This window comes from Pseudomonas sp. DE0157 (genome assembly GCF_007678615.1).
GTDB classification, from domain to species: Bacteria; Pseudomonadota; Gammaproteobacteria; order Pseudomonadales; family Pseudomonadaceae; genus Aquipseudomonas; species Aquipseudomonas parafulva_B.
Genome location: NZ_VEJN01000010.1, coordinates 78,278 through 99,270 on the forward strand (window position 1 = coordinate 78,278; position 20,993 = coordinate 99,270).

22 protein-coding genes are annotated in these 20,993 nt (G+C 62.1%); 10 read left to right on the forward strand and 12 right to left on the reverse strand.

The features are described from left to right. Window positions 1-77 precede the first annotated feature (77 nt). From FS777_RS14230 to FS777_RS14255, 6 genes are all read left to right on the forward strand, one after another. Entirely contained in the window at window positions 78-1,415 is a 1,338-nt protein-coding gene (locus tag FS777_RS14230) for an imelysin family protein (RefSeq protein WP_058637139.1), read from the forward strand. A gap of 136 nt (window positions 1,416-1,551) precedes the next feature. After that, on the forward strand, window positions 1,552-2,034 hold the full coding sequence (locus tag FS777_RS14235; protein WP_058637140.1) for a hypothetical protein: 483 nt from the start codon (window positions 1,552-1,554) through the stop codon (window positions 2,032-2,034). A gap of 12 nt (window positions 2,035-2,046) precedes the next feature. After that, on the forward strand, window positions 2,047-2,433 hold the full coding sequence (locus tag FS777_RS14240) for a hypothetical protein (protein ID WP_058637141.1): 387 nt from the start codon (window positions 2,047-2,049) through the stop codon (window positions 2,431-2,433). Window positions 2,434-2,540: 107 nt separating this feature from the next. Continuing rightward, window positions 2,541-3,968 (forward strand): di-heme oxidoredictase family protein, encoded by a 1,428-nt coding sequence (locus tag FS777_RS14245; RefSeq protein ID WP_145256112.1) that lies wholly within the window; start codon window positions 2,541-2,543, stop codon window positions 3,966-3,968. 19 nt (window positions 3,969-3,987) lie between these two features. After that, window positions 3,988-5,052 carry an imelysin family protein gene (locus tag FS777_RS14250; RefSeq protein WP_058637143.1) on the forward strand — a complete coding sequence of 355 codons (1,065 nt, stop codon included), beginning with the start codon at window positions 3,988-3,990 and terminating at the stop codon, window positions 5,050-5,052. Window positions 5,053-5,054: 2 nt separating this feature from the next. Continuing rightward, the gene (locus FS777_RS14255) at window positions 5,055-6,152 is read left to right on the forward strand and encodes a DUF1513 domain-containing protein (RefSeq protein ID WP_078478042.1); all 1,098 of its coding nucleotides are present in this window, start codon (window positions 5,055-5,057) and stop codon (window positions 6,150-6,152) included. 27 nt (window positions 6,153-6,179) lie between these two features. Here FS777_RS14255 and FS777_RS14260 read toward each other — a convergent pair whose 3' ends face one another. From FS777_RS14260 to colR, 4 genes are all read right to left on the reverse strand, one after another. After that, the gene (locus FS777_RS14260) at window positions 6,180-6,413 is read right to left on the reverse strand and encodes a hypothetical protein (RefSeq protein WP_058603276.1); all 234 of its coding nucleotides are present in this window, start codon (window positions 6,411-6,413) and stop codon (window positions 6,180-6,182) included. A 147-nt stretch (window positions 6,414-6,560) separates the two neighbouring features. Beyond that, window positions 6,561-7,241: a class I SAM-dependent methyltransferase gene (locus tag FS777_RS14265; protein ID WP_058603277.1), complete on the reverse strand. Its 681-nt coding sequence runs from the start codon at window positions 7,239-7,241 to the stop codon at window positions 6,561-6,563. 108 nt (window positions 7,242-7,349) lie between these two features. After that, the gene (locus FS777_RS14270; RefSeq protein WP_058637145.1) at window positions 7,350-8,657 is read right to left on the reverse strand and encodes a HAMP domain-containing sensor histidine kinase; all 1,308 of its coding nucleotides are present in this window, start codon (window positions 8,655-8,657) and stop codon (window positions 7,350-7,352) included. Continuing rightward, on the reverse strand, window positions 8,647-9,330 hold the full coding sequence (gene colR, locus FS777_RS14275; protein WP_023534349.1) for a two-component system response regulator ColR: 684 nt from the start codon (window positions 9,328-9,330) through the stop codon (window positions 8,647-8,649). Before colR ends, FS777_RS14270 begins: the two co-directional genes overlap by 11 nt. A 182-nt stretch (window positions 9,331-9,512) precedes the next feature. On the opposite strand from colR, the gene FS777_RS14280 reads away from it, so the two are divergent. Then, a complete protein-coding gene (locus FS777_RS14280; protein WP_058637146.1) occupies window positions 9,513-10,241 on the forward strand; it encodes a phosphatase PAP2 family protein in 729 nt (242 codons plus the stop codon). A 93-nt stretch (window positions 10,242-10,334) separates the two neighbouring features. Here FS777_RS14280 and groL read toward each other — a convergent pair whose 3' ends face one another. From groL to FS777_RS14305, 5 genes are all read right to left on the reverse strand, one after another. After that, window positions 10,335-11,978: a chaperonin GroEL gene (gene groL, locus FS777_RS14285; protein ID WP_058603280.1), complete on the reverse strand. Its 1,644-nt coding sequence runs from the start codon at window positions 11,976-11,978 to the stop codon at window positions 10,335-10,337. A gap of 50 nt (window positions 11,979-12,028) precedes the next feature. Continuing rightward, the gene (locus FS777_RS14290) at window positions 12,029-12,322 is read right to left on the reverse strand and encodes a co-chaperone GroES (RefSeq protein WP_003251905.1); all 294 of its coding nucleotides are present in this window, start codon (window positions 12,320-12,322) and stop codon (window positions 12,029-12,031) included. 235 nt (window positions 12,323-12,557) lie between these two features. Further along, window positions 12,558-13,022 (reverse strand): FxsA family protein, encoded by a 465-nt coding sequence (locus tag FS777_RS14295; RefSeq protein ID WP_058637147.1) that lies wholly within the window; start codon window positions 13,020-13,022, stop codon window positions 12,558-12,560. A 67-nt stretch (window positions 13,023-13,089) separates the two neighbouring features. Further along, window positions 13,090-13,821: a HugZ family protein gene (locus tag FS777_RS14300; RefSeq protein ID WP_058637148.1), complete on the reverse strand. Its 732-nt coding sequence runs from the start codon at window positions 13,819-13,821 to the stop codon at window positions 13,090-13,092. 104 nt (window positions 13,822-13,925) lie between these two features. After that, window positions 13,926-14,936, reverse strand: a complete 1,011-nt coding sequence (locus tag FS777_RS14305; RefSeq protein ID WP_058637149.1) for a DUF481 domain-containing protein — start codon at window positions 14,934-14,936, stop codon at window positions 13,926-13,928. 162 nt (window positions 14,937-15,098) lie between these two features. Here FS777_RS14305 and FS777_RS14310 point away from each other — a divergent pair, with 162 nt between their 5' ends. Further along, window positions 15,099-15,440, forward strand: coding sequence for an MGMT family protein (locus FS777_RS14310; RefSeq protein WP_058637150.1), 342 nt, complete (start codon window positions 15,099-15,101; stop codon window positions 15,438-15,440). A 42-nt stretch (window positions 15,441-15,482) separates the two neighbouring features. Further along, a complete protein-coding gene (locus tag FS777_RS14315; protein WP_058637151.1) occupies window positions 15,483-17,030 on the forward strand; it encodes an AmpG family muropeptide MFS transporter in 1,548 nt (515 codons plus the stop codon). 37 nt (window positions 17,031-17,067) lie between these two features. On the opposite strand, the gene FS777_RS14320 is transcribed toward FS777_RS14315, so the two are convergent. The 3 genes from FS777_RS14320 to FS777_RS14330 form a co-directional block, all read right to left on the reverse strand. Continuing rightward, entirely contained in the window at window positions 17,068-18,312 is a 1,245-nt protein-coding gene (locus FS777_RS14320; protein ID WP_058637152.1) for an MFS transporter, read from the reverse strand. Between the two features lie 192 nt (window positions 18,313-18,504). Further along, on the reverse strand, window positions 18,505-19,347 hold the full coding sequence (locus tag FS777_RS14325; protein ID WP_058603287.1) for a mechanosensitive ion channel family protein: 843 nt from the start codon (window positions 19,345-19,347) through the stop codon (window positions 18,505-18,507). A gap of 111 nt (window positions 19,348-19,458) precedes the next feature. Beyond that, a complete protein-coding gene (locus FS777_RS14330) occupies window positions 19,459-19,944 on the reverse strand; it encodes a YajQ family cyclic di-GMP-binding protein (protein ID WP_058603288.1) in 486 nt (161 codons plus the stop codon). A gap of 99 nt (window positions 19,945-20,043) precedes the next feature. On the opposite strand from FS777_RS14330, the gene FS777_RS14335 reads away from it, so the two are divergent. Beyond that, the gene (locus FS777_RS14335) at window positions 20,044-20,961 is read left to right on the forward strand and encodes a putative 2-dehydropantoate 2-reductase (protein WP_058637153.1); all 918 of its coding nucleotides are present in this window, start codon (window positions 20,044-20,046) and stop codon (window positions 20,959-20,961) included. Window positions 20,962-20,993: the final 32 nt, after the last annotated feature.

A 20,993-nucleotide genomic window follows, 5' to 3' on the forward strand; every position in this document is an offset into this window, starting at 1 on the left:
TCGCATGATGTGTCGGTTCAGCGTGCCATCGCGCACGGTTCACCCATGGTCCAACCACACGACGCAGGAAACCAACAATGATTCGAATGCCCCTGGCCTCTGCCAGTCTGCTGGCCATTGCCATCGCTCTCGCCGGTTGCGGTGAAGGCAAGGACGACAAGGCCGCCGCGCCGCAAGCCCAGGCTCCCGCTGCCGCCAGCACCCCTGCAGCAACGCCAGGGGCTGTCGACGAAGCCGCTGCCAAGGCCGTGGTCAAGCACTACGCCGAGATGGTCCATGCCGTGTACAGCGACTCGCTGAGCACCGCCAAGACCCTGCAGGCCGCCGTCGACGCATTCCTCGCCACGCCCAACGATCAGACGCTCAAGGCCGCCAGGGACGCCTGGGTCGCTGCGCGCGTGCCCTACCTGCAAAGCGAAGTGTTCCGCTTCGGCAACACCATCATCGACGACTGGGAAGGCCAGGTGAACGCCTGGCCCCTGGACGAAGGCCTGATCGACTACGTCGACACCAGCTACGAGCACGCCCTGGGTAACCCGGCAGCCAGCGCCAACATCATCGCCAACACCGAGATCCAGGTGGGCGAAGAGAAAATCGACGTCAAGGACATCACCCCCGAGAAGTTGGCCAGCCTCAACGAGCTGGGCGGCTCCGAAGCCAATGTCGCCACCGGCTACCACGCCATCGAATTCCTGCTGTGGGGCCAGGACCTGAACGGTACCGGCCCAGGTGCGGGTAATCGTCCGGCGTCGGACTACCTGGAAGGCGAGGGCGCCACGGGTGGCCACAACGACCGCCGCCGCGCCTACCTCAAGGCGGTCACCGACCTTCTGGTCGCCGACCTTGACGAGATGGTGGCCAACTGGGCGCCGAACGTGCCCGACAACTATCGCGCCAAGCTCGAAGCCGAGTCGGCCACCGACGGCTTGCGCAAGATGCTGTTCGGCATGGGCAGCCTTTCGCTGGGTGAGCTGGCTGGCGAGCGTATGAAGGTGTCCCTGGAGGCTAACTCGCCCGAGGACGAACACGACTGCTTCAGCGACAACACCCACTACTCGCATTTCTACGATGCCAAGGGCATTCGCAACGTCTACCTGGGCGAGTACACCCGCCCCGATGGCACCAAGCTGACCGGGCCTAGCCTGTCGTCACTGGTGGCCAAGGCCGACCCTGCTGCCGATGCGACCCTGCGCGCAGACCTGGAAGCCACCGAAGCGAAGATCCAGGTGATCGTCGACCACGCCCTCAAAGGCGAGCACTACGACCAACTAATCGCCGCCGACAACACCGCCGGCAACCAGATCGTGCGTGATGCGATTGCAGCCTTGGTCAAGCAGACCGGTGCCATCGAACAGGCCGCCGGCAAACTGGGCATCGACAACCTGAACCCTGACACAGCCGACCACGAGTTCTGATCCCATCTGGTGCGGCACCCAACGCCCGGCCTTGAGCCGGGCGTTTTCATGTCTGCGGCACCGTTTCCTGCTGCCTGGCAGGCCACCCATCGCCCACCCTGCACGCATCATTTAATCGCCAACAGGGAGGCAGCCAATGCTGCAGATTCTCGATGTTTGGGGAGAGGGCCGGATCGTGCAGCGCATTGAAGGCACGAACCTGATCACAGGATTTCACAACGCCTACAACCTCAACAAAGCTGGCCAGCGTATCTCCAACGGCCCGTTCGCAGGCGGGCCGATCCCCAACGTGATTCTGGTGTACGAGTACGACGCGCCCAAGTTCCCGATCGACGACCACTCTGTTCCCCATGTCACCCTGATGGGGGCGCCGATCACCCACGCGGTGGCCGAGGAGATGTGCCGTGTATTAGCAGGGTCAGGCAAGGTCTACCTCTACGACCCCAACGAAACCGACCGACGGCTGTTCGAAGCCGTGGCCTATGCGCATGGTTTGCAACCTTTAGGTCGCTTCGACCCAGCCGCACTCGAACCGCCCTTCAATGAAATCACCTTGCTCGCGGCCTACGTATACCGCGCCCCGAGCGGCCCCCTGCCCCGTCCGAGTACTCACCCATAAAGGAGATACACAATGGCCAGCGTTACTTACCTGCGTTCCCTTGCCAACAACACGCCTTATACCCTGACCTTGATTGACGGAGAAAACCGCAGCCAAAGCCTGGCAATTGGCGCCCAGCACGTCTGGAACGGCTCGCTCGCGGTGCCTTGGATCGGTAAATCCGAAGAGAACTACAAAGCGCTGCGCTTGATTCTGGGGCCAGGTGCAGAGACCAACATCTGGCTTTTTCAGGATTACTGGCAGCCCGCCTACAAGGATGCGGTGAAATACCTGATCGCCTCGTCCATGGAATATGCCAGCGAGGAAGTGATGGAGGTCCCTGGCGATAACCGCGAAGGGGGTAGCAAGAACCTCATCGTCAGCCTGGTCAACCGCCAGTTCAAACTCTTGATGGCCTAAGCACCTGCTACGACGATTTCATCCAGCAAACGCAAATTGCTCTTATTCAATGATCCTGGGCCTGATAAGCTTGCACGCCGGATTTTCGTTCAGGCCCAGGATTCTGCATGTCCCTGCCGCTGTCCCGACTTGCCCCTCTGCTGCTGGTCTTTGCCCTCGCCGCCTGTGACGACGCCCCGCGTTTTACCCAGGCCGAGCCGGGCGAAGCGCTGTCAGGTGGCAAGACGACCGTGTTGCGCAGTGACCGCAATGCGTATTCGCTGCCCGCCGCCAACCTCTCCCATGAGCGGCGCCTGGACTTTGCAGTAGGCAACAGCTTCTTTCGCAACCCTTGGGTCATCGCCCCCTCCACCACCACGGCGCGCGACGGCCTGGGCCCCTTGTTCAACACCAACGCCTGCCAGAACTGCCATGTGCGCGACGGGCGCGGTCACCCACCCGCGGCAAATGCCAGCAATGCGGTCGGCATGCTCGTGCGCCTGTCGATACCTGACCAACCCTACCTGGCCAAGGTCATCGAACGTCTGGGGGTGGTACCAGAACCTGTATACGGCACCCAGCTTCAGGACATGGCCATCCCTGGCGTAGCGCCTGAAGGCAAGGTGCGCATGACCTACACGGCGCAGACGGTCTCGTTCAAGGATGGCCATCAGGTCGAGCTGCGCATGCCGGCGTTGCAGATCACCCAACTGGGCTACGGGGCCATGCACCCGGACACGCGCTTTTCGGCGCGCGTGGCGCCACCGATGATCGGCCTGGGCCTGCTCGAGGCGATTCCCGAGGCTGACGTATTGGCCAACGAAGACCCGGACGACCGCAATCACGATGGGATTCGGGGACGCGCCAACCGCGTGTGGGACGATGCGCTGGGGCGCACGGTTATCGGCCGTTTTGGGTGGAAAGCGGGCCAGCCGACTGTGAACCAGCAGAACGCGCATGCGTTCGCCGGCGACATGGGCCTGACGACGACATTGCAGCCCAACGACGACTGCACCCAGGCTCAGGTCGAATGCCGCGCCGCGCCCAATGGCGACGGCGTGGCAGGGGAAAAGGAAGTCAGTGACAACATCCTGCGCCTGGTCACCTTCTATACCCGCCACTTGGCCGTGCCGGCCCGTCGGGATGTGGCCACCCCCCAGGTGCTGGCAGGCAAGAACCTGTTCTATAAGGCCGGGTGCCAGGGTTGTCATATCCCTCAGTTCACCACCGCCAGCGATGCCGCCGAGCCGGAACTCGCCGGCCAGATCATCCGGCCCTATACCGATCTACTGCTGCATGACATGGGCCCCGGCCTTGCCGATGAACGAACCGAATTTGCCGCCAACGGCCAGGACTGGCGTACGGCCCCGCTCTGGGGAATCGGCCTGAGCGAAACGGTCAGCGGTCACTCGCAATTTCTGCATGACGGACGCGCGCGCAACCTGCTCGAAGCGGTGCTGTGGCACGGCGGCGAAGCCCAGGCAGCACGCGATTTCGTCCTTACATTCGATGCCGAGCAGCGCGCTGCCCTGCTGGCGTTTTTGAAATCACTTTAAACATGCACAGGAGCCGGCCATGTTCCGACCCAAACTGTTGTTTACCAGCCTCGCTGCCCTGGCCCTTGGCGCCTGCTCCCCGCAGGATCCGCAGGCCGTCACCTCCGCGGCCATCGCCAAGCAGGTGATCCTTCCCACCTACAGCCGCTGGGTCGAAGCCGACCGCATGCTGGCCGCCAGCGCCCTGGCGTTCTGCGAAGGCAAGGAAACCCTGGAAAAGGCGCGTGCCGATTTCCTCAATGCGCAAAAGGCCTGGGCCGAGCTGCAGCCCTTGCTGGTGGGCCCGCTGGCTGAGGGCAACCGTGCATGGCAGGTACAGTTCTGGCCTGACAAGAAGAACCTGGTCGGCCGTCAGGTCGAGCAGCTGGTCAATGGGGACAAGCCTGTCGATGCGGCCTCCCTCGCCAAGGCGAGCGTTGTGGTCCGCGGTTTATCAGCCTATGAATACATCTTGTTCGACAGCAAGCCGGACATCGCCACGGCCGAGCAGAAGGCGCGTTACTGCCCGATGCTGGTGGCCATCGCCGAGCACCAGAAGGGGCTGGCCGAGGAAATCCTCAAGGGCTGGAACAGCACCGAGGGCATGCTCTCGCAGATGACCAAGTTCCCCAACCAGCGCTACGCCGATTCGCACGAAGCCATCGCCGACCTGCTGCGTGCACAGGTAACCGCTTTGGACTCGCTGAAGAAGAAGCTGGGTGCGCCCATGGGACGGCAAAGCAAAGGCATCCCACAGCCCCTGCAAGCGGAAGCCTGGCGTAGCCACAACTCCATGAATAGCCTCCAGGCCAGCCTCAAGGCGGCCCAGGCGGTTTGGGTGGGTGTGGACAATAAAGGGCTGCGCGGGCTGCTGCCAGGCGATCAGAAGGCGCTTGCGCAAAAGATAGACGATGCCTACGCCAATTCATTGAAGTTGCTGGCTGATAACCAGAAAACCTTGGGCGAGCTACTGGCCGACGACGCAGGTCAGCAGACCCTCAACCAGATCTACGACAGCCTCAACGTCGTGCACCGCCTGCATGAAGGTGAATTGGCCAAGGCGCTTAACATTCAGTTGGGCTTCAACGCCAACGACGGTGACTGATCATGCTGCGACGCCAGGCCTTGAAACTCGGTAGCGTTGTACTCAGTGCCCTCACCTTGGGCGGCTGGAGTCTTCTGCGCAAAAAAGGCAGCGAGCCCTTGCTGCTGTCGGCACGCGACGACGCCGACGGCAAGCACTATGCCGTGGGCTATCGCCTGGACGGCACCCAGGTGTTCAGTACCCAGGTGGCCCAGCGTTGCCATGCCATCATCGATCACCCGGAGCGGCCCATTGCCTTGTTCGTGGCTCGCCGCCCAGGGACTGAAAGCTACCTGGTCGACCTGCGCGACGGGAAGCTGTTGCAGACGGTGGTATCGCCGCCTGACCGGCATTTCTATGGTCATGCCGTGCTGCACAAGGACGGTCAGTGGCTGTACACCACCGAAAACGATACCCGAGACCCAGGACGTGGCGTGCTGGGGGTCTACCGTTTCGACGACGAGCGCCTGGTGCGCACCGGCGAGCTCAGCACCCACGGCATTGGCCCGCATGAAGTCGCCTGGCTGCCGGACGGCGAAACGCTGGTGGTCGCCAACGGGGGTATCCGCACCGAGGCCGAAAGCCGAGTGGAGATGAACCTTGATGCCATGGAGCCGAGCCTGGTGCTGATGCAGCGCGACGGCACCTTGTTGAGCAAGGAAACCCTGGCCCAGCAGATGAACAGTGTTCGTCACTTGGCGGTAGCCCGCGATGGCACCATTGCCGCGTGTCAGCAGTTCATGGGGGATGCCTCGGAAACTGCCGAGCTGCTGGCAATCAAACGACCAGGCCAGGCTTTCCAGGCCTTCCCAGTTCCGCACCACCAGTTACAGGCCATGGCCCAGTATACGGCCAGCGTGGCCATACACGACGAACTGCGCCTGGTGGCACTGACAGCACCACGGGCCAACCGCCTGTTCGTCTGGGACCTGGACAGCGGCGCCGTGCGTCTGGATGCGCCCATGCCCGACTGTGCCGGCGTTGGCGCGGTGAAGGACGGGTTCGTGGTGACATCGGGCCAAGGCCGCTGCCGGTTCTATGATTGCCGCAAGCACCAGCTCGTCGGCCAGCCCCTGAACCTGCCTTCAGGCTTCTGGGACAATCACCTGCATGTGATCTGAAACGGGCGTCAGGCTGTGCCCTGCGGCTCAACCAAACGGCCGCAGCCCCTGGCGCATGCCGAACAGGAACAACAGCAGGTCGTGATCAGGCTGCACCTTGGCATGCTGCTGTGGCTTTACCTCGCGCGGCAAAGCACATTGCTCAGCCAGTTCCGATTGGCTGAACACCACGGTTTTCGGTTGTTCCCAGGCTGCCACTGCAACCGTGGTGAGCGCCAAGCCCCCAACCAGAAACAAAGTTCGAGCTATTTCTAGTTTCATTGCCCTAACCCTTTGACAGCGCTGCCAAACGCCATTGGATAAACGTAGTGCAACCTAGGCGCCTTTGCACCGCTCAACGACGAATGGCAGCACCGGTATCGAGGGTGCCTGCGCAAGGGGTACAGGCCTTGTGAACCGTCATGCACCTTAACCCTTGCGCAGCACATACACGCGCCACATGGCATAAAACGGCAGGAAGTCGAGGCGTTCCTGGATCCTGAAACCAGCGGCTGCGAACTCCGCCTCAACCGTTTCGGCAGGTAACACAAAACGGTTCTGGTAACTGTCCGGCCCGTGCTCGGTATCGCGACGGTGCTCGAGCTTCCTGCGCCGCCAGGCTTTGAAATTGCCATCGACCCACAGCGACACAATCACGCTGTCTCGGCTAACCCGTTGAAACTCCTTAAGAATCGCTTTCCTGTGAGCCGCTTCGCCAATATGGTGAAACAGACGCATGCAAAAAATGCTGTCCACCGCGTTATCCGGTAACTCGATGGCAAAGGCCGAGGTCTGCAAAGGTCGTACCCGGGCCACGACTTCCGGTGGTTGGGACGCGCATGCCGTCTCGATCATGTCGGCGGAATTGTCTGCTCCAATGATCACGCGGTTGGCTTTTTCCGCCAGCAGTGGCCAGAAGCGACCCGCTCCGCAGGGCAGGTCCAAGACCAAGCCCGGTTCGCCCGCCAGCATCAGGGCCCGGCGAGCCAACTGCTCATCGCGTTTATGGGACAGGCGCCTGGCCAAGCCGGCCTGGTGCTTCAAAAAATACTGTTGGGCATGGGCCTTGTCGTATTTACGGGAAAACTCGAGGTTGATGGGGCTGCGCATCGGGCATCTCCTGATTCCAATGGCGGCCAGACTAAGCAGCCAAGCGTTGGAATCAGGTTATGACGTTGTGAAAAAAGCGTTCTTCAACAGGATATTTCTTACAGGCTATTACGAAAGTGTATTCAGCTCACCCTTGACCACGGTACTGCTGAGGTCCACTTGGAATCGGCAGCCATGGGGATGGGTCGAGGTCAGCGTGACCTGCCAGCCTTGGTCATCGCAAATGCGCTGGACCAACGACAAGCCAAGGCCAAGGCCTTCCCCTCGGCGTTCTTCCCCGCGTACGAAGGGCTTGAACATGGCCTCGCGCTGCTCCTCGGGGATGCCTACCCCGCTGTCCTCCACGGTGAAACTTGTGGCTTGCAGAGTCAGACGAATGTAACCGCTGTCGGTGTAATGGGCGGCGTTACGCAGCAGGTTGCCCATGACCGATTGCAGGAAGGTGGCGTTGTACAAGACCGGACCTGCGTTGCCACGGCCTTCGTAATGCAGCGTCAGCCCCTTTTGTTCGATGGTGTCGCGCCAAACCCCGATCAATTCGTCCCCTACTTCGCGCAGGGTTGCCCGCGATGCCACAGCACCTTCGTCCCTTTGGGCCCGGGCCAGCATGAGGAAGGTTTTCACCAGCTCGCGCATTTCCTCGGTGGCGCGTGCCACCCGTTCGACCTGACTGCGCGAACGCGCATCCAAGGCCGGGTTTTCCATGAGCAACTCGCATGAGGTCGCCAGCACCATCAGTGGTGTACGCAACTCGTGGCTGACGTCACTTGTGAACAGGCGCTCGCGCGTCAAGGCATCGCGCAGACGGCCCAGGGTGTCATCGAAGGCCACTGCCAACTGCCCGACCTCGTCAGCGGCGTAGTCAGGTGCCAAGGGTGGCGCCAACCCAAGCAGCTGGTCGCGATGGCGCACCTGGCGCGCCAGGCGGATGACCGGTGCCATCACCCGACGCGCCACCAACCAGCCCAGGATCACGGCGAGCACCAGGCTCAATACGAACCCTACGACCACTACGGCGAACAGCAGCCGCTCTCGCTCCTCGAAGTCGCTTTGATCCTGCAACAGCACGTAACGACGACCGTCCACGATCTCCACCATGGCGTGATACGAAAGCTGGTCGCGAAAGACCTCGTGGAAACCTCGGTCCAGATGGCGCAGGTCCTTGGGCAGCTCGAAGTCGTCCCGCCCCCCGCTGAAGTAGAACAGTTGGTCCGGTCGCGGGCGGTGACTCCAGTCGCTGACGCTGTCCATGCGCAACAGCCGCTGCAGGTCACCGCCGAGCACCGAGGAAATCAGGCGCTCTTCCACCAGGTGCACGGTGGAAACGATACCCACCGCGAAAGCCCCGGCCACCAGCGCGCTCATCAGCGCAAAGGCAATGATGATGCGCTGGGCAAGGCTCTGTTTAAACTCCATCGCGACCCTCGGCGAGGCGATAGCCGACGCCATGGACGGTATGCAGCAGGGGTTTTTCGAAAGGTTTGTCGATCACCTGACGCAACTGGTGTACATGGCTGCGCAGGCTGTCGCTGTCAGGGCAGTCATCGCCCCACAGGGCCTCTTCCAGTACTTCGCGCCGCAACACGTGCGGGCTCTTCTGCATGAGTACCGCCAGCAGTTTCAGGCCGACCGGGTTGAGCTTGAGCAAGCGGCCTTGCCGGCTGACCTCCAGTGTGTCGAGGTCGTAGCTCAGGTCGGCGACCTGCAGCGTGCGACGGCCACCCCCCTGCGCCCTGCGCAGCACAGCCTCGATACGCGCGGACAGCTCGGACAGGGCGAAGGGCTTGAGCAGGTAGTCATCGGCGCCGGAGCGGAAGCCTTGCAGCCGATCGTCCAGTTGATCGCGGGCGGTAAGCATGATCACCGGCGTGTCGCGGCGGGCGTCTTCGCGCAGGCGCTTGCACAGCGTATAGCCATCGATACCCGGCAACATGATGTCGAGCACGATCAGGTCATAGTGCTCGGTCGCTGCCAGGTGCAGGCCCGACAACCCATCCTGGGCACAGTCGACGGTATAGCCCTTCATGCCAAGGTAGTCGGCAAGGTTGGCCAGAATATCGCGGTTGTCTTCAACCAAGAGGATGCGCATGAATTTCTCCTGTGCGACGCTGCTCGCGGTGATGCGCGGCAGGCGCAGCTTAAGGCCTAAGCCTGCGGGGTGCCAGCCTTTGGATGAATTCAGGCGGCTTGACGTTTTTTTCACTGAACCTTCACGGACACAGCATAGGAGCGGCTCGACAATGCGCGACCTTTCCGTGCCCTGGAGCCGCCATGCAGCAACCAATTTGCCCTCGCCCCTTGAACCTGTGGCTGTACCTGGGTATTCCACTGGCCACCATGCTTGCGCTGGTGGCGCTCGAATGGACCTCGGTGGACATGGACGTGGCCAATCTGTTCTTCGATACCGCCACCGGGCAGTTCATCGGTCGGCACAGCTACCTGCTGGAGAACATCCTGCATGACCGGGTCAAGCAGGGCGTTATCTTGCTGGGCGTCCTGGCACTGGCTGTTTTTGTGGCAAGTTTTTTGGTCAGGGGCTTGTACGGCTGGCGCCGCGAACTGGGCTGCTTGGTACTCGCTCTGGGGGTATCCACCGCCTTCGTCACGCCGCTGAAGAAACTGACGCAGGTGCAGTGCCCTTGGAGCCTCACGCAGTTCGGCGGCTCGGAAACCTACAGCAAGCTGCTTGAGCCAAGGCCTGCTACCGACAAGCCGGGGCTGTGCTGGCCGGGCGGTCATGCGACCACCGGGTTCTGCCTGTTCGCGCTGTTTTTCGCGTTGCGTGATCGTAAACCGCGTCTTGCGCGCGTCGCGTTTGCGGTGGCCCTGATCGCCGGTACAGTGCTGTCGGTGGGCAGGATGATGCAAGGGGCGCACTTTTTGTCCCACAACGTCTGGACGGCTGTGTTCTGCTGGCTGATCGGCCTGGGTGCCTACTACCTGGTGCTGTACCGCAGACGCGCGCAGAACAGGCCAGCCACAGAGCCCCGCCCTGCCTGAGCCAGCACCCACCGATAGAATGCCGAGCCCTGAACAAAAAAGCCCCGGCTCTAGCGAGCCGGGGCTTTGGGGTACAGCGGGGGTAAGGCTGGCTTACATCATGCCGCCCATGCCACCCATGCCGCCCATGTCAGGCATGCCGCCGCCTGCTGGCTTGTCTTCCGGCAGGTCGGCAACCATGGCTTCGGTGGTGATCATCAGACCGCCGATCGAAGCAGCAGCTTGCAGTGCCGAACGGGTGACCTTGGCTGGGTCCAGGATGCCCATTTCGATCATGTCGCCGTACTCGCCGGTCGCAGCGTTGTAGCCGTAGTTGCCCGAACCCTGCTTGACCTTGTCGGCCACAACGCTTGGCTCGTCGCCGGCGTTGGCAGTGATCTGACGCAGTGGTGCTTCGATAGCACGGCGCAGCAGCGAGATACCGACGTTCTGGTCTTCGTTGTCACCTTTGAGGTCAACGATTGCAGACAGGGCGCGCACCAGGGCAACACCACCGCCAGGCACCACGCCTTCCTCGACCGCTGCACGGGTAGCGTGCAGGGCGTCTTCGACGCGGGCTTTCTTCTCTTTCATTTCGACTTCGGTGCCAGCACCGACCTTGATGACGGCAACACCGCCAGCCAGCTTGGCCAGACGCTCTTGCAGCTTCTCACGATCGTAGTCCGAAGAGGTTTCTTCGATCTGGGCACGGATCTGCTTGACGCGACCCTGAATATCATCTTCAGCGCCAGCGCCGTCGATGATGATGGTGTTTTCCTTGGACAGGGTCACGCGCTTGGCGTTGCCCAGGTGTTCCAGGGTAGCGGTTTCCAGGGACAGGCCGATTTCTTCGGAGATGACCTGGCCGCCGGTCAGGACGGCGATGTCCTGCAGCATGGCCTTGCGACGGTCGCCGAAGCCTGGCGCCTTGACCGCTGCAACCTTGACGATGCCGCGCATGTTGTTGACGACCAGGGTAGCCAGGGCTTCGCCTTCGACGTCTTCAGCAACGATCAGCAGTGGGCGGCCGGCCTTGGCAACGGCTTCCAGCACTGGCAGCAGCTCACGGATGTTGGAGATCTTCTTGTCGACCAGCAGCAGCAGCGGGCTGTCCAGCTCGGCAACCATGGTGTCTGGCTTGTTGACGAAGTACGGGGACAGGTAGCCGCGGTCGAACTGCATGCCTTCTACAACGGACAGCTCGTTTTCCAGGCCCGAACCTTCTTCGACGGTGATGACGCCTTCCTTGCCGACCTTCTCCATGGCTTCGGCGATGATTTCACCGATGGAGCTGTCGGAGTTGGCGGAAATGGTACCGACCTGGGCGATGGCCTTGGAATCGGCGCATGGCTTGGACAGGTTCTTCAGCTCGGCGACGATGGCGGAGGTGGCCTTGTCGATGCCGCGCTTGAGGTCCATCGGGTTCATGCCGGCAGCGACGGCCTTCAGGCCTTCGTTGACGATCGACTGAGCCAGCACGGTCGCGGTGGTGGTGCCGTCACCGGCTGCATCGTTGGCCTTGGAAGCGACTTCCTTGACCAGCTGGGCGCCCATGTTCTCGAAGGCGTCCTTGAGCTCGATTTCCTTGGCGACGGAAACGCCGTCCTTGGTGATGGTCGGCGCGCCGAAGCTCTTGGCCAGTACCACGTTACGGCCTTTCGGGCCCAGGGTCGCTTTTACCGCGTCAGCCAGAACGTTGACACCAACCAGCATTTTCTTGCGAGCGGAATCGCCGAATTTTACGTCTTTAGCAGCCATGATCGTTTAATCCTTGATAAATCTTTGGAGTAACGGGAAGTCGGTGGAAATCAGCCTTCAACAACGGCCAGGATTTCGTTTTCGGCCATGACCAGCAGGTCTTCGCCGTCGACTTTCACGGTGTTGCTACCCGAGTACGGGCCGAAAACCACTTTGTCACCCACTTTCACGGCCAGCGCACGTACTTCGCCGTTGTCCAGGACGCGGCCGGTGCCGACGGCGACGACTTCGCCGCGGTTTGGTTTTTCAGCGGCCGAACCTGGCAGGACGATACCGCCAGCGGTTTTCGATTCTTCTTCGCTGCGACGGATGACGACGCGGTCATGCAGAGGACGAAGCTTCATTGTCGATCTCTCCCAAATTGTGGTTTTCATCGGCCGGTGTCGACACCGGCGGTTTGATGCTGTCCGGCGTTGCCGGAAGGCCGCTCGCCACGAGCAAACGGCCTGAGTCATGTCTGGTGTCGCCACCAGAAACCTTGCGGTGACCACTACATGAGGCCGACCGAATCGATTACAAGGCTTGGTAGGGAAATTTTTTTGCACAGGCATGAAAAAGGGCCGCTTGGCGGCCCTGTTCTCACTGATCGCGGCGTTCGTACTCGCCTTCGATCACATTGGGTCGATGGCCCCCGCCATGCGGGGGCTGGCCCTGCAACGGGTCATCCTGGAACGCGCGCTGGCGGGTCGCTTGGGCCTGGGCGCGCTCGCGCATCTTGCGAGCCGCCAACTGGCGGGTAAAGGGCAACAGGCACAGCAGGCCAAGCACGTCGCTGATAAAACCGGGGATCATCAATAGCCCGCCGCCGACCGCCAGCATCATGCCATGGAACATGTCCTCGGCAGGCAGCTCACCGCGCTGCAGGCTTTCACGTGCACGCAGGGCCGTGGCCAACCCGGCCACTCGCATGACCAGGACCCCGAGGGCGGAGCCGGCGATGATGAGCAGCAACGCGGGGAAAAAACCGATGGCGGCGCTGACTTTCACGAAGACGAACAGCTCCAGCACGGGAAACAGCAGAAGCAGCAGTAGAAAAACACGCATCAAAGCATTCCTCGTCGCAAGACACCCTTGCAGTAAGACCTACAAATGGATGCGTGTGCTCCGCTTTTCAAGCAGGTATTTCGCTCAAGACCGGCCAGTGATCGGCGCGGGCCAGCAAAACCAAGGCTTCGCGCACTTGTGTCGGCGTATTGCAACGGCTCGGGAATGCTAACCAGTGGATCGCCTGGCCGATGCGCAGGTGCATCCCCTCGCTGTCGATACCGACCAACTGCGCAGGGATGTGGCTGGGAAGCTCGGCAAGCTGCACATAGTGCGCGATGGCGGCGGCGTGGTCGCTGTTCATGTGCTCGATCATGCCGCTCTCGACCTTGCCGGCGAAGGGATTGGCCAAGGTCACCTGATCGAGCCAGTGGATAGCACCGAAGCCACCAATGTACCGGTGGCGCACCGGCTCAAGCACCCAGAAATCGAAGTCGTGAGCCTGGTGGTAGTCGGCCGCGTCCGGAAAGTAGCGGTAATAGCGCAGGGCCGCTGCCTCGATGTTGGCCGGGTCCTGCAGCTTGCGCGCCTCGGCCATTACGGTCAGCCGCCCGACCGCCTGCACGTCCTGCGCCTCGCGTTCGCCCACCAGCAACGAACACTTGGCGTCTTTACTCAGGTTATGCGTGTGCTGGGCGATACGGCTGATCAGGATGAGGGGCCTGCCCTCTGCATCGAGGCAATAGGGCACGACCGAACCGAACGGGAAACCCGGCATGGACTTGGAATGGGTCGACAAGACTCCCCGGTATTCCTTGAGCAGCAATTCCCGTGCAGGACGGACGGCGTTCTCACTCACTTCAAAACCCCTCGCTGAAACCCTGTAGGCAGCAGGCAGTGATGGCTGGCACAAGCGCGACCAAGGCAGGCCTGGCGCCAATCGCCCGGCTTGACCTCGACGGCTTACCAGGTAACGCCAAAGCCTGCAGTGTAGCGGGTCTTGTCCAGGTCGCTTTCGCGGGTGCCACTGATGATGTCCTTCTCGGCCTTGAGGTTCAGCGACGCCCAGTCGGTGACCTTGTAGCGCAAGCCGACTTCGGCGTCCAGGGAATAGTCGGCAACATTACCCAGGGGCTTTGCCAGCTCGCCGTTGGTGAACAGCTGCACCTTCTTGCCGATCAGGTACCGGGTGTAGTCCCACTTCACAGCGGCGGAATAGAAGTTGTCCTTCTCACCGTCTTGGTACTCGAAGTCGGTGCGGTTGATCAACGAGCCCAGCGAGAAGGCACCCAGCTCATCGTCCCAGAACTGGTAGCCAGGGCCGGTACCCACCGTGCGCTGGCGGGCGAGGTCTTCGATACGGTCACGCTTGTACTCGGCGCGCCCCTGCCAGAACCATTTCTCTGTCAGGAAGCGGTCCAGCGCGTACTCGGCGCTCCAGTTGTCGGTGGTGGTGACATCGTCCTTGGTCTCGCGGTTGTATTCGCCTTCGGCGTTATGACGCCAGCGCCCATGACGCGCAGTAGTCTTGAAACTGACGTCGTAGTCGTCGGTGTCGTTCTCGGCCCGCTTGTAGTCCAGCGCCACATCGACATTGCCTTTCCAGACCAGGTCCTCGACCACCGGCTTGGGCTTCATGATCTGCTCGATGCTCGCCAGGTCCACCGTCTTGGGTGCCTCGCCGTTGGCCAGGGTCACCTTGCCGGCCTCGGCTGCCTTGAGCGACTTGGCCTTCTCGCCAGAGTAGGCATCCTGCTTGACCAGCAGCTCCTGGTCGCTTTCCAGGGTCTTGACCTGTTTCCAGTCCAAGGCGATCGAACCGCCGTAAGGCGTCTCGAGCAACAGCTTGCCGCCGTCGAACACCTTGATCTTGCCGCTCAGACGGTCGCCGTTCTTCATCCAGACGGTATCGGCAATCGCCGGGGATGCGCAGCAGGACGCGGCAAGCAATGACAGCAGTAATTTAAGTGACATAAGCAGGCTACAGGTTCGATTTGGCGAGAAAACCGGGCATTATCCGGATGCAACCGGCAAGAGCAAGCAAAGACCTGCAATGTGCCGATGAGTTCCACTCTCATTTACTGGCCGTTGGTCAGGTTTCATCTACACCCCAGGGAGGGTCTGGTGTCCGACGCGATGGGTCATACCTTGGAAACTTCAGAGGGCCGACGGACGGCACTTTATTCGGTGCTCGGCCAGGTGCCTGCCGGGCATGTGGTGAGCTATGGCCAATTGGCCGAGCTTGCCGGGCTTGGCAAAGCCGCACGGTGGGTGGGACGCACACTGTCGCAACTGCCCCAGGGCACGCGCTTGCCCTGGCATCGGGTGCTGGGCGCAGGTGGTCGCCTGAGCCTGCCTTCGGGTACGCCATCGGGCGATGAGCAACGGGCCCGTTTGCGTGCCGAAGGTGTGCAGGTGGCCAACAATCGCGTGGATATGACGCGCCATGGCTGGCGCCCGATGGAGCACAGCGGTTAGAGTGCGCGCTTTGTCCTGGAAACTTGAGGCAGATGTTGGTCCATGCCCCGTAAAACCTGGCGCGCTGCGCTTGCTGCTTATGCCAGCCCGTCAACCCTGGTGCTTTTGCTGCTCGGCTTCGCGGCCGGCCTGCCTTACATGCTGGTGTTCTCGACCCTCTCCGTATGGTTGCGCGAAGCCGGCGTAGCCAGGGAAACCATCGGCTATGCCAGCCTTATCGGCCTGGCCTATGCCTTCAAATGGGTGTGGTCGCCGCTGCTGGACCAATGGCGTTTACCGCTTCTGGGCGGGATGGGGCGTCGCCGTTCCTGGCTGCTGCTGTCCCAGGCACTGGTCGTGGTGGGCCTGGTCGGCATGAGCCTGTGCGACCCGCAACAGCACCTCTCCTGGCTGATCGCCCTGGCCGTCCTGGTGGCCTTTGCCTCGGCTACCCAGGATATCGCCGTGGATGCCTACCGCCTGGAAATCGCCGATGACCAACGCCAGGCGGCCCTGGCCGCCAGCTACATGGCCGGTTATCGCGTCGCCGCCCTGCTCGCCACGGCCGGCGCACTGTTCTTTGCAGAATGGTTTGGCTCCACCGGGTTCAGCTACCTGCACAAGGCGTGGGCCGGCACCTATGTCATGTTCGCAGTCATGATGCTCCCAGCCCTGTTCACGACCCTGGTCATGCGTGAACCGCCCGTGCCCCTGCGCACTCAACTGTCGGCAGCCCGCTACGGGTTGGCCCACCAGTTGGCCTCGGTGTTCGTGCTCATCATCCTGCTGGTGTCGGTGCCGGCCAGCTTCACGCAGATGTTCAATACGGGCTGGTCGAGCGTGATCTCGGGCGACGCCACGCCCCTGGACCTGCTGCTCGAAGACCGCGCCTTCCTGCGCTTGATCCTGTACGTGCTGCTGTCCTGGGCTTGCCTGTCGAGCCTTGGCCGCCGCGGCCTCGCGCCGGTGCTCACGCCCATCAATGACTTCATCGTGCGCTACCGCTGGCAAGCCCTGCTGCTGCTCGGCCTGATCGCCACCTACCGCATGTCTGACACGGTGATGGGCGTCATGGCCAACGTGTTCTACATCGACATGGGCTTTACCAAGGACCAGATCGCCAGTGTCAGCAAGATTTTCGGCCTGATCATGACCTTGGTGGGCGCCGGTGTGGGTGGCTTGCTCATCGTGCGCTTCGGCATCATGCCCATCCTGTTCATCGGTGGCGTAGCATCTGCCGGCACCAACATTCTGTTCCTGATGCTGGCGGACATGGGCCCGAACCTGGAAATGCTGGTGGTGACCATTTCCCTGGACAACTTCAGCTCAGGCATGGCGACTTCAGCCTTTGTCGCCTACCTGTCGAGCCTGACCAACCTCAAGTTCTCGGCCACCCAGTATGCGCTGCTGAGCTCGATCATGTTGCTGCTGCCACGCCTGATCGGCGGCTATTCCGGTGTCATGGTGGAGAAGTTCGGGTACCACGATTTCTTCCTGATCACCGCGCTGCTTGGGGTGCCGACCTTGATCCTGATCGCCTTGCAGTGGCGCCAGGACGGCACGCCCGGCCAGCCGGCAAGCCAGCCTGCCCCGGCCCGCGAGCAGCCCTGAACAGCATGCCTTGCAAGGGCAAGGCCTGTGTATCGACCTAAGGCATCATAGTCGCTTGGGCACTGCGCCCCCTCAACAGCGACCACAGCGGGCAAAGGGCCACCCCCCCTGCCACACCGGCCGCCACGGCAAAGTGCAAAAGGCTGGCACCGGCACCAATCATGGCCAGCAGAGCCCCGCCCAATCCCAGCAGCGCAATGGTGATCATGCCGAGCATGGCCGAGACCAGGCCTTTGCTTTGCGTGCTGGCGAACAATGTCATGCGATAGAGCACGGCATTGGCGACACCCAGGCCCAGTGCGTAGAGCGACAGGCCCGCCACCAGGCTGATGACGCTCGGCCATACCCAGGTTGCCACCACCATCAGGCAAAGCCCGGCCACATACGGCCACAGCGCACCGCGCACCAATGTCGGCAGCGGATAACGGTCGGCAATGTGGTTGATGATCAGGTTGCCCAGAATCAGCCCGCCGAACACCGGCAACTGCCACAGGGCATAGGCGAGCGTGCTTAGCCCCTCATCGTGGATGAGCAGCACCGGGGACAGGCCAATCCAGCCGATCAATGGCAGGCCAACCAGGCCCAGGGCGGCGCTCCCGGCGACGAAGCGTCGGTTCGACAGCAGCTGCCCGTATCCGGCCAGCAAGGGCAGCAGGTGGATCGGGGTAAAGGCCAGGCGCGAGCCGTCGCGCCGCTCCACCCCCAGGGTTTCGGGCATCAACCGATACAGAAGCAACCAGGCGACCACGGCGCCAATGGCGAACGCCACGAACAACCAGCGCCAGTCCAGCCATTGCAGCAATAACGTCCCCACCAAAGGCCCCAGCAGTGGCGAAAGCAAGGCGATATTGGCTAGCAGGGCCATCATGCGCACGGCATCCGCCTCGCTGAATGCCTCGTTGAGTGCGGGGTAACTGACCGTGACCACGAACCCTAGCCCGATGCCTTGCAGCAGACGCAGCAGGTTGAACAGGCCGATGTCATGGACCCAGAAGGTGCCCAGGCACGCCAGGCCGAAGAATGCGCAACCTATGAGCAGCAGCGGTCGGCGGCCATAGCGGTCGGCCAACGGCCCGATCAGCCATTGCAGCAAGACGCCACCGAGCAGATAGAGATTGAGCGCATGTGGAATGTATTCGGGGCCGGCCTTGAGCTCGCCCACCACAACGGGCATCGCCGGCATGACGGCGTCGCTGGCCAGGTAGGTCAGCAGTTCGAACAGTGCGAGAGTCAGGCCGAACAACAAGGCCCGCAACGGGGTGATGTACAGCAGTGGTTTCATGATGGTTTACGAAGATGACGGGGAACGAGGCTATATGCCAGAAATCGCAATGACTGACTGTGAGCAAGTGTAAGCGCGCGTCCATTGAGCGCCTTGAGCAACGAAGCCCGCCCTGCGCGCCCAGCAGGCCCTCTGAAGGACGCTGCTGAACCCGCAGGGCGGGCTCGATCGATGCCAGCCTGCGCTGAGGTCTTACTGCGCGGCCGTTTCCTGCACCACGCGAATGACCCGCTGCGGGAATGGAATGTCGATCCCCTCTGCCTTCAAACGGTCACGCGCCTGCTCGTTGAGCATGAAGATCACGTCCCAGTAGTCCGAGGTCTTTGTCCATAGACGCAGCGAGACGGTGATCGAGCTGTCACCCAGGGTGGACACCACCGCCACAGGGGCGGGGTCGGCCAGCACACGTGGGTCTTGGGCCAGTTCCAGTAGGACGTTGCGCGCCTTCTGCAGGTCAGCCTCGTAGTCCACCCCCACGTCGAACACCACCTTGCGGGTAGGTTGGCGGTTGGTGTTGGTGATGATCCCGTTGGACAGGGAGCCGTTGGGCAGGATCACGGTCTTGTTGTCGCCGGTCCGCAGCACCGTGTGGAAGATCTGGATGCTGTCCACGGTACCACTTACGCCCTGGGCCTCGATCCAGTCACCGAGGCGGAACGGGCGGAACAGCAGGATCAGGACGCCGCCTGCGAAGTTCGCCAGGCTGCCTTGCAGCGCCAGGCCGATGGCCAGGGTGGCACCACCGATGGCCGCCACGAAGGAGGTCGTCTCGATACCGATCATCGAGGCCACGCTGATGGCCAGCAGGATCTTCAGCACGATGTTGGCCAGCGTGCGAATGAAGTTCTGCAGCGCTGGGTCGTGAACTTTAAGGCCCACGAGCCTTGCCAGCCGGTCGCTGACGATGTTGGTCACCCACCAGCCAATGGCAAGGGTCACCAGCGCCAGCAGCAGGCGGCTGCCGTACGCCATGATCATGGGAATCCAGGTTTCGGATTGGCGGACCAGCTGATCGACTTCAGCACTCAAATCCATATTCATCTCCTGATGCCGAGCGGCGATTGCACAATACGTCGGGCCGCCTGCATTTCAGCGGCCAGGCCCCCATGGACAGCCGCAACTGCATGGGGGTTCCGGCGGCCCGGGTCAGTCGCGGAAGTTGTTGAACTGCAGCGGCATGTCGAATTCCTTGGTACGCAGCAAGGCGATGGCTTCCTGCAGATCATCGCGCTTCTTGCCGGTAACCCGTACCTGCTCGCCCTGAATGGCGGCCTGGACCTTGAGCTTGCCATCCTTGATGGTGGCGACGATCTTTTTCGCCAGGTCTTTGTCGATGCCCTCGCGGAACTTGGCCTCCTGCTTTTTCTCCTTGCCGGACGCATAGGGGTCCTTGGTCTCCAGGCACTTGACGTCGATCTTGCGCTTGACCAGGGCCAGGCGCAGGATTTCGAGCATCGCCTCGAGCTGGAACTCTTCCTCGGCGGTGAGCATGACGGTCTGCTCTTTGTCCTTGAACTCGAAGCTGCCCTTGCCCTTGAGGTCGTAGCGGCGGTCGAGCTCCTTGATGGCATTGTCGACCGCGTTCTGCACTTCGTGCTTGTCCAGTTCCGATACCACGTCGAACGAAGGCATGGTTACTCTCCCAAAATAAAAGCGCGCTCGGACTGAAGATGGAGCGCGCTGGGTTTGACGGTTAAAATGCGGGCTCATTATAACGGTTGCGAAACGCATATGAGCAGCACCTGGCACATTCTCGGCGCAGGTAGCCTGGGCAGCCTGTGGGCTTGTCGTCTGGCGCGGGCCAGCAAGGCCGTGCGCCTGATCTTGCGTGACAGCACGCGGTTGCAGGCCTACCAGCAAGTGGGCAGCCTTGGCTTGCTGGAACAAGACCTGACCGCCCACTACGCCATCCCGGCCGAGACCGCCCAGGGTATTGGGCCGATCCACCGTCTGCTGGTGGCCTGCAAGGCCTACGACGCGGCGCCGGCCGTGGCCAGCGTTGCCGGCCGTCTGGTGCCGGGGGCCGAGGTGCTGTTGTTGCAGAACGGCCTGGGTAGCCAGGACGAGGTGGCCAGGCAGGTGCCGCAGGCCCGCTGTATCTTCGTCTCCAGCACCGAAGGCGCCTACCTGGAACATGACTGGCAGGTGCGCTTCGCCGGGCAGGGGTACAACTGGCTGGGGGACCCTGGCAATCCTGCACCACCGCCGTGGCTCGAGGACTTGCAAGCGGCGGGTATCCCTGCCCAATGGACGCCCGACATCCTCACCCGGCTCTGGCGCAAGCTGGCCATCAACTGCGCGATCAACCCGCTAACCGTGCTGCACCAGTGTCGCAACGGGGGCCTGCTCGGCCACCTCGATCAGGTGCAGGCACTGTGCCTTGAACTCGAGAGCCTGTTGCTTCAGTGCGGCCAGCCGCAGGCCGCCCAGAACCTTGAGCAGGACGTACAACGGGTGCTCCTGGCCACCGCCAGCAACTACGCTTCGATGTACCAGGATGTACAGGCTGGGCGGCGCACCGAAGTGCACTACCTGCTGGGGTATGCCTGTCAGGCAGCCCGCCGACATGGGCTGCACCTGCCGTATCTGGAACACCTGCACCAACGCCTGGTCGATAACTTGCGCGCGCGGGGCTTGCCCTGCGACTGACGCGGCCCTTGAACCCACACGGACATCGCCTT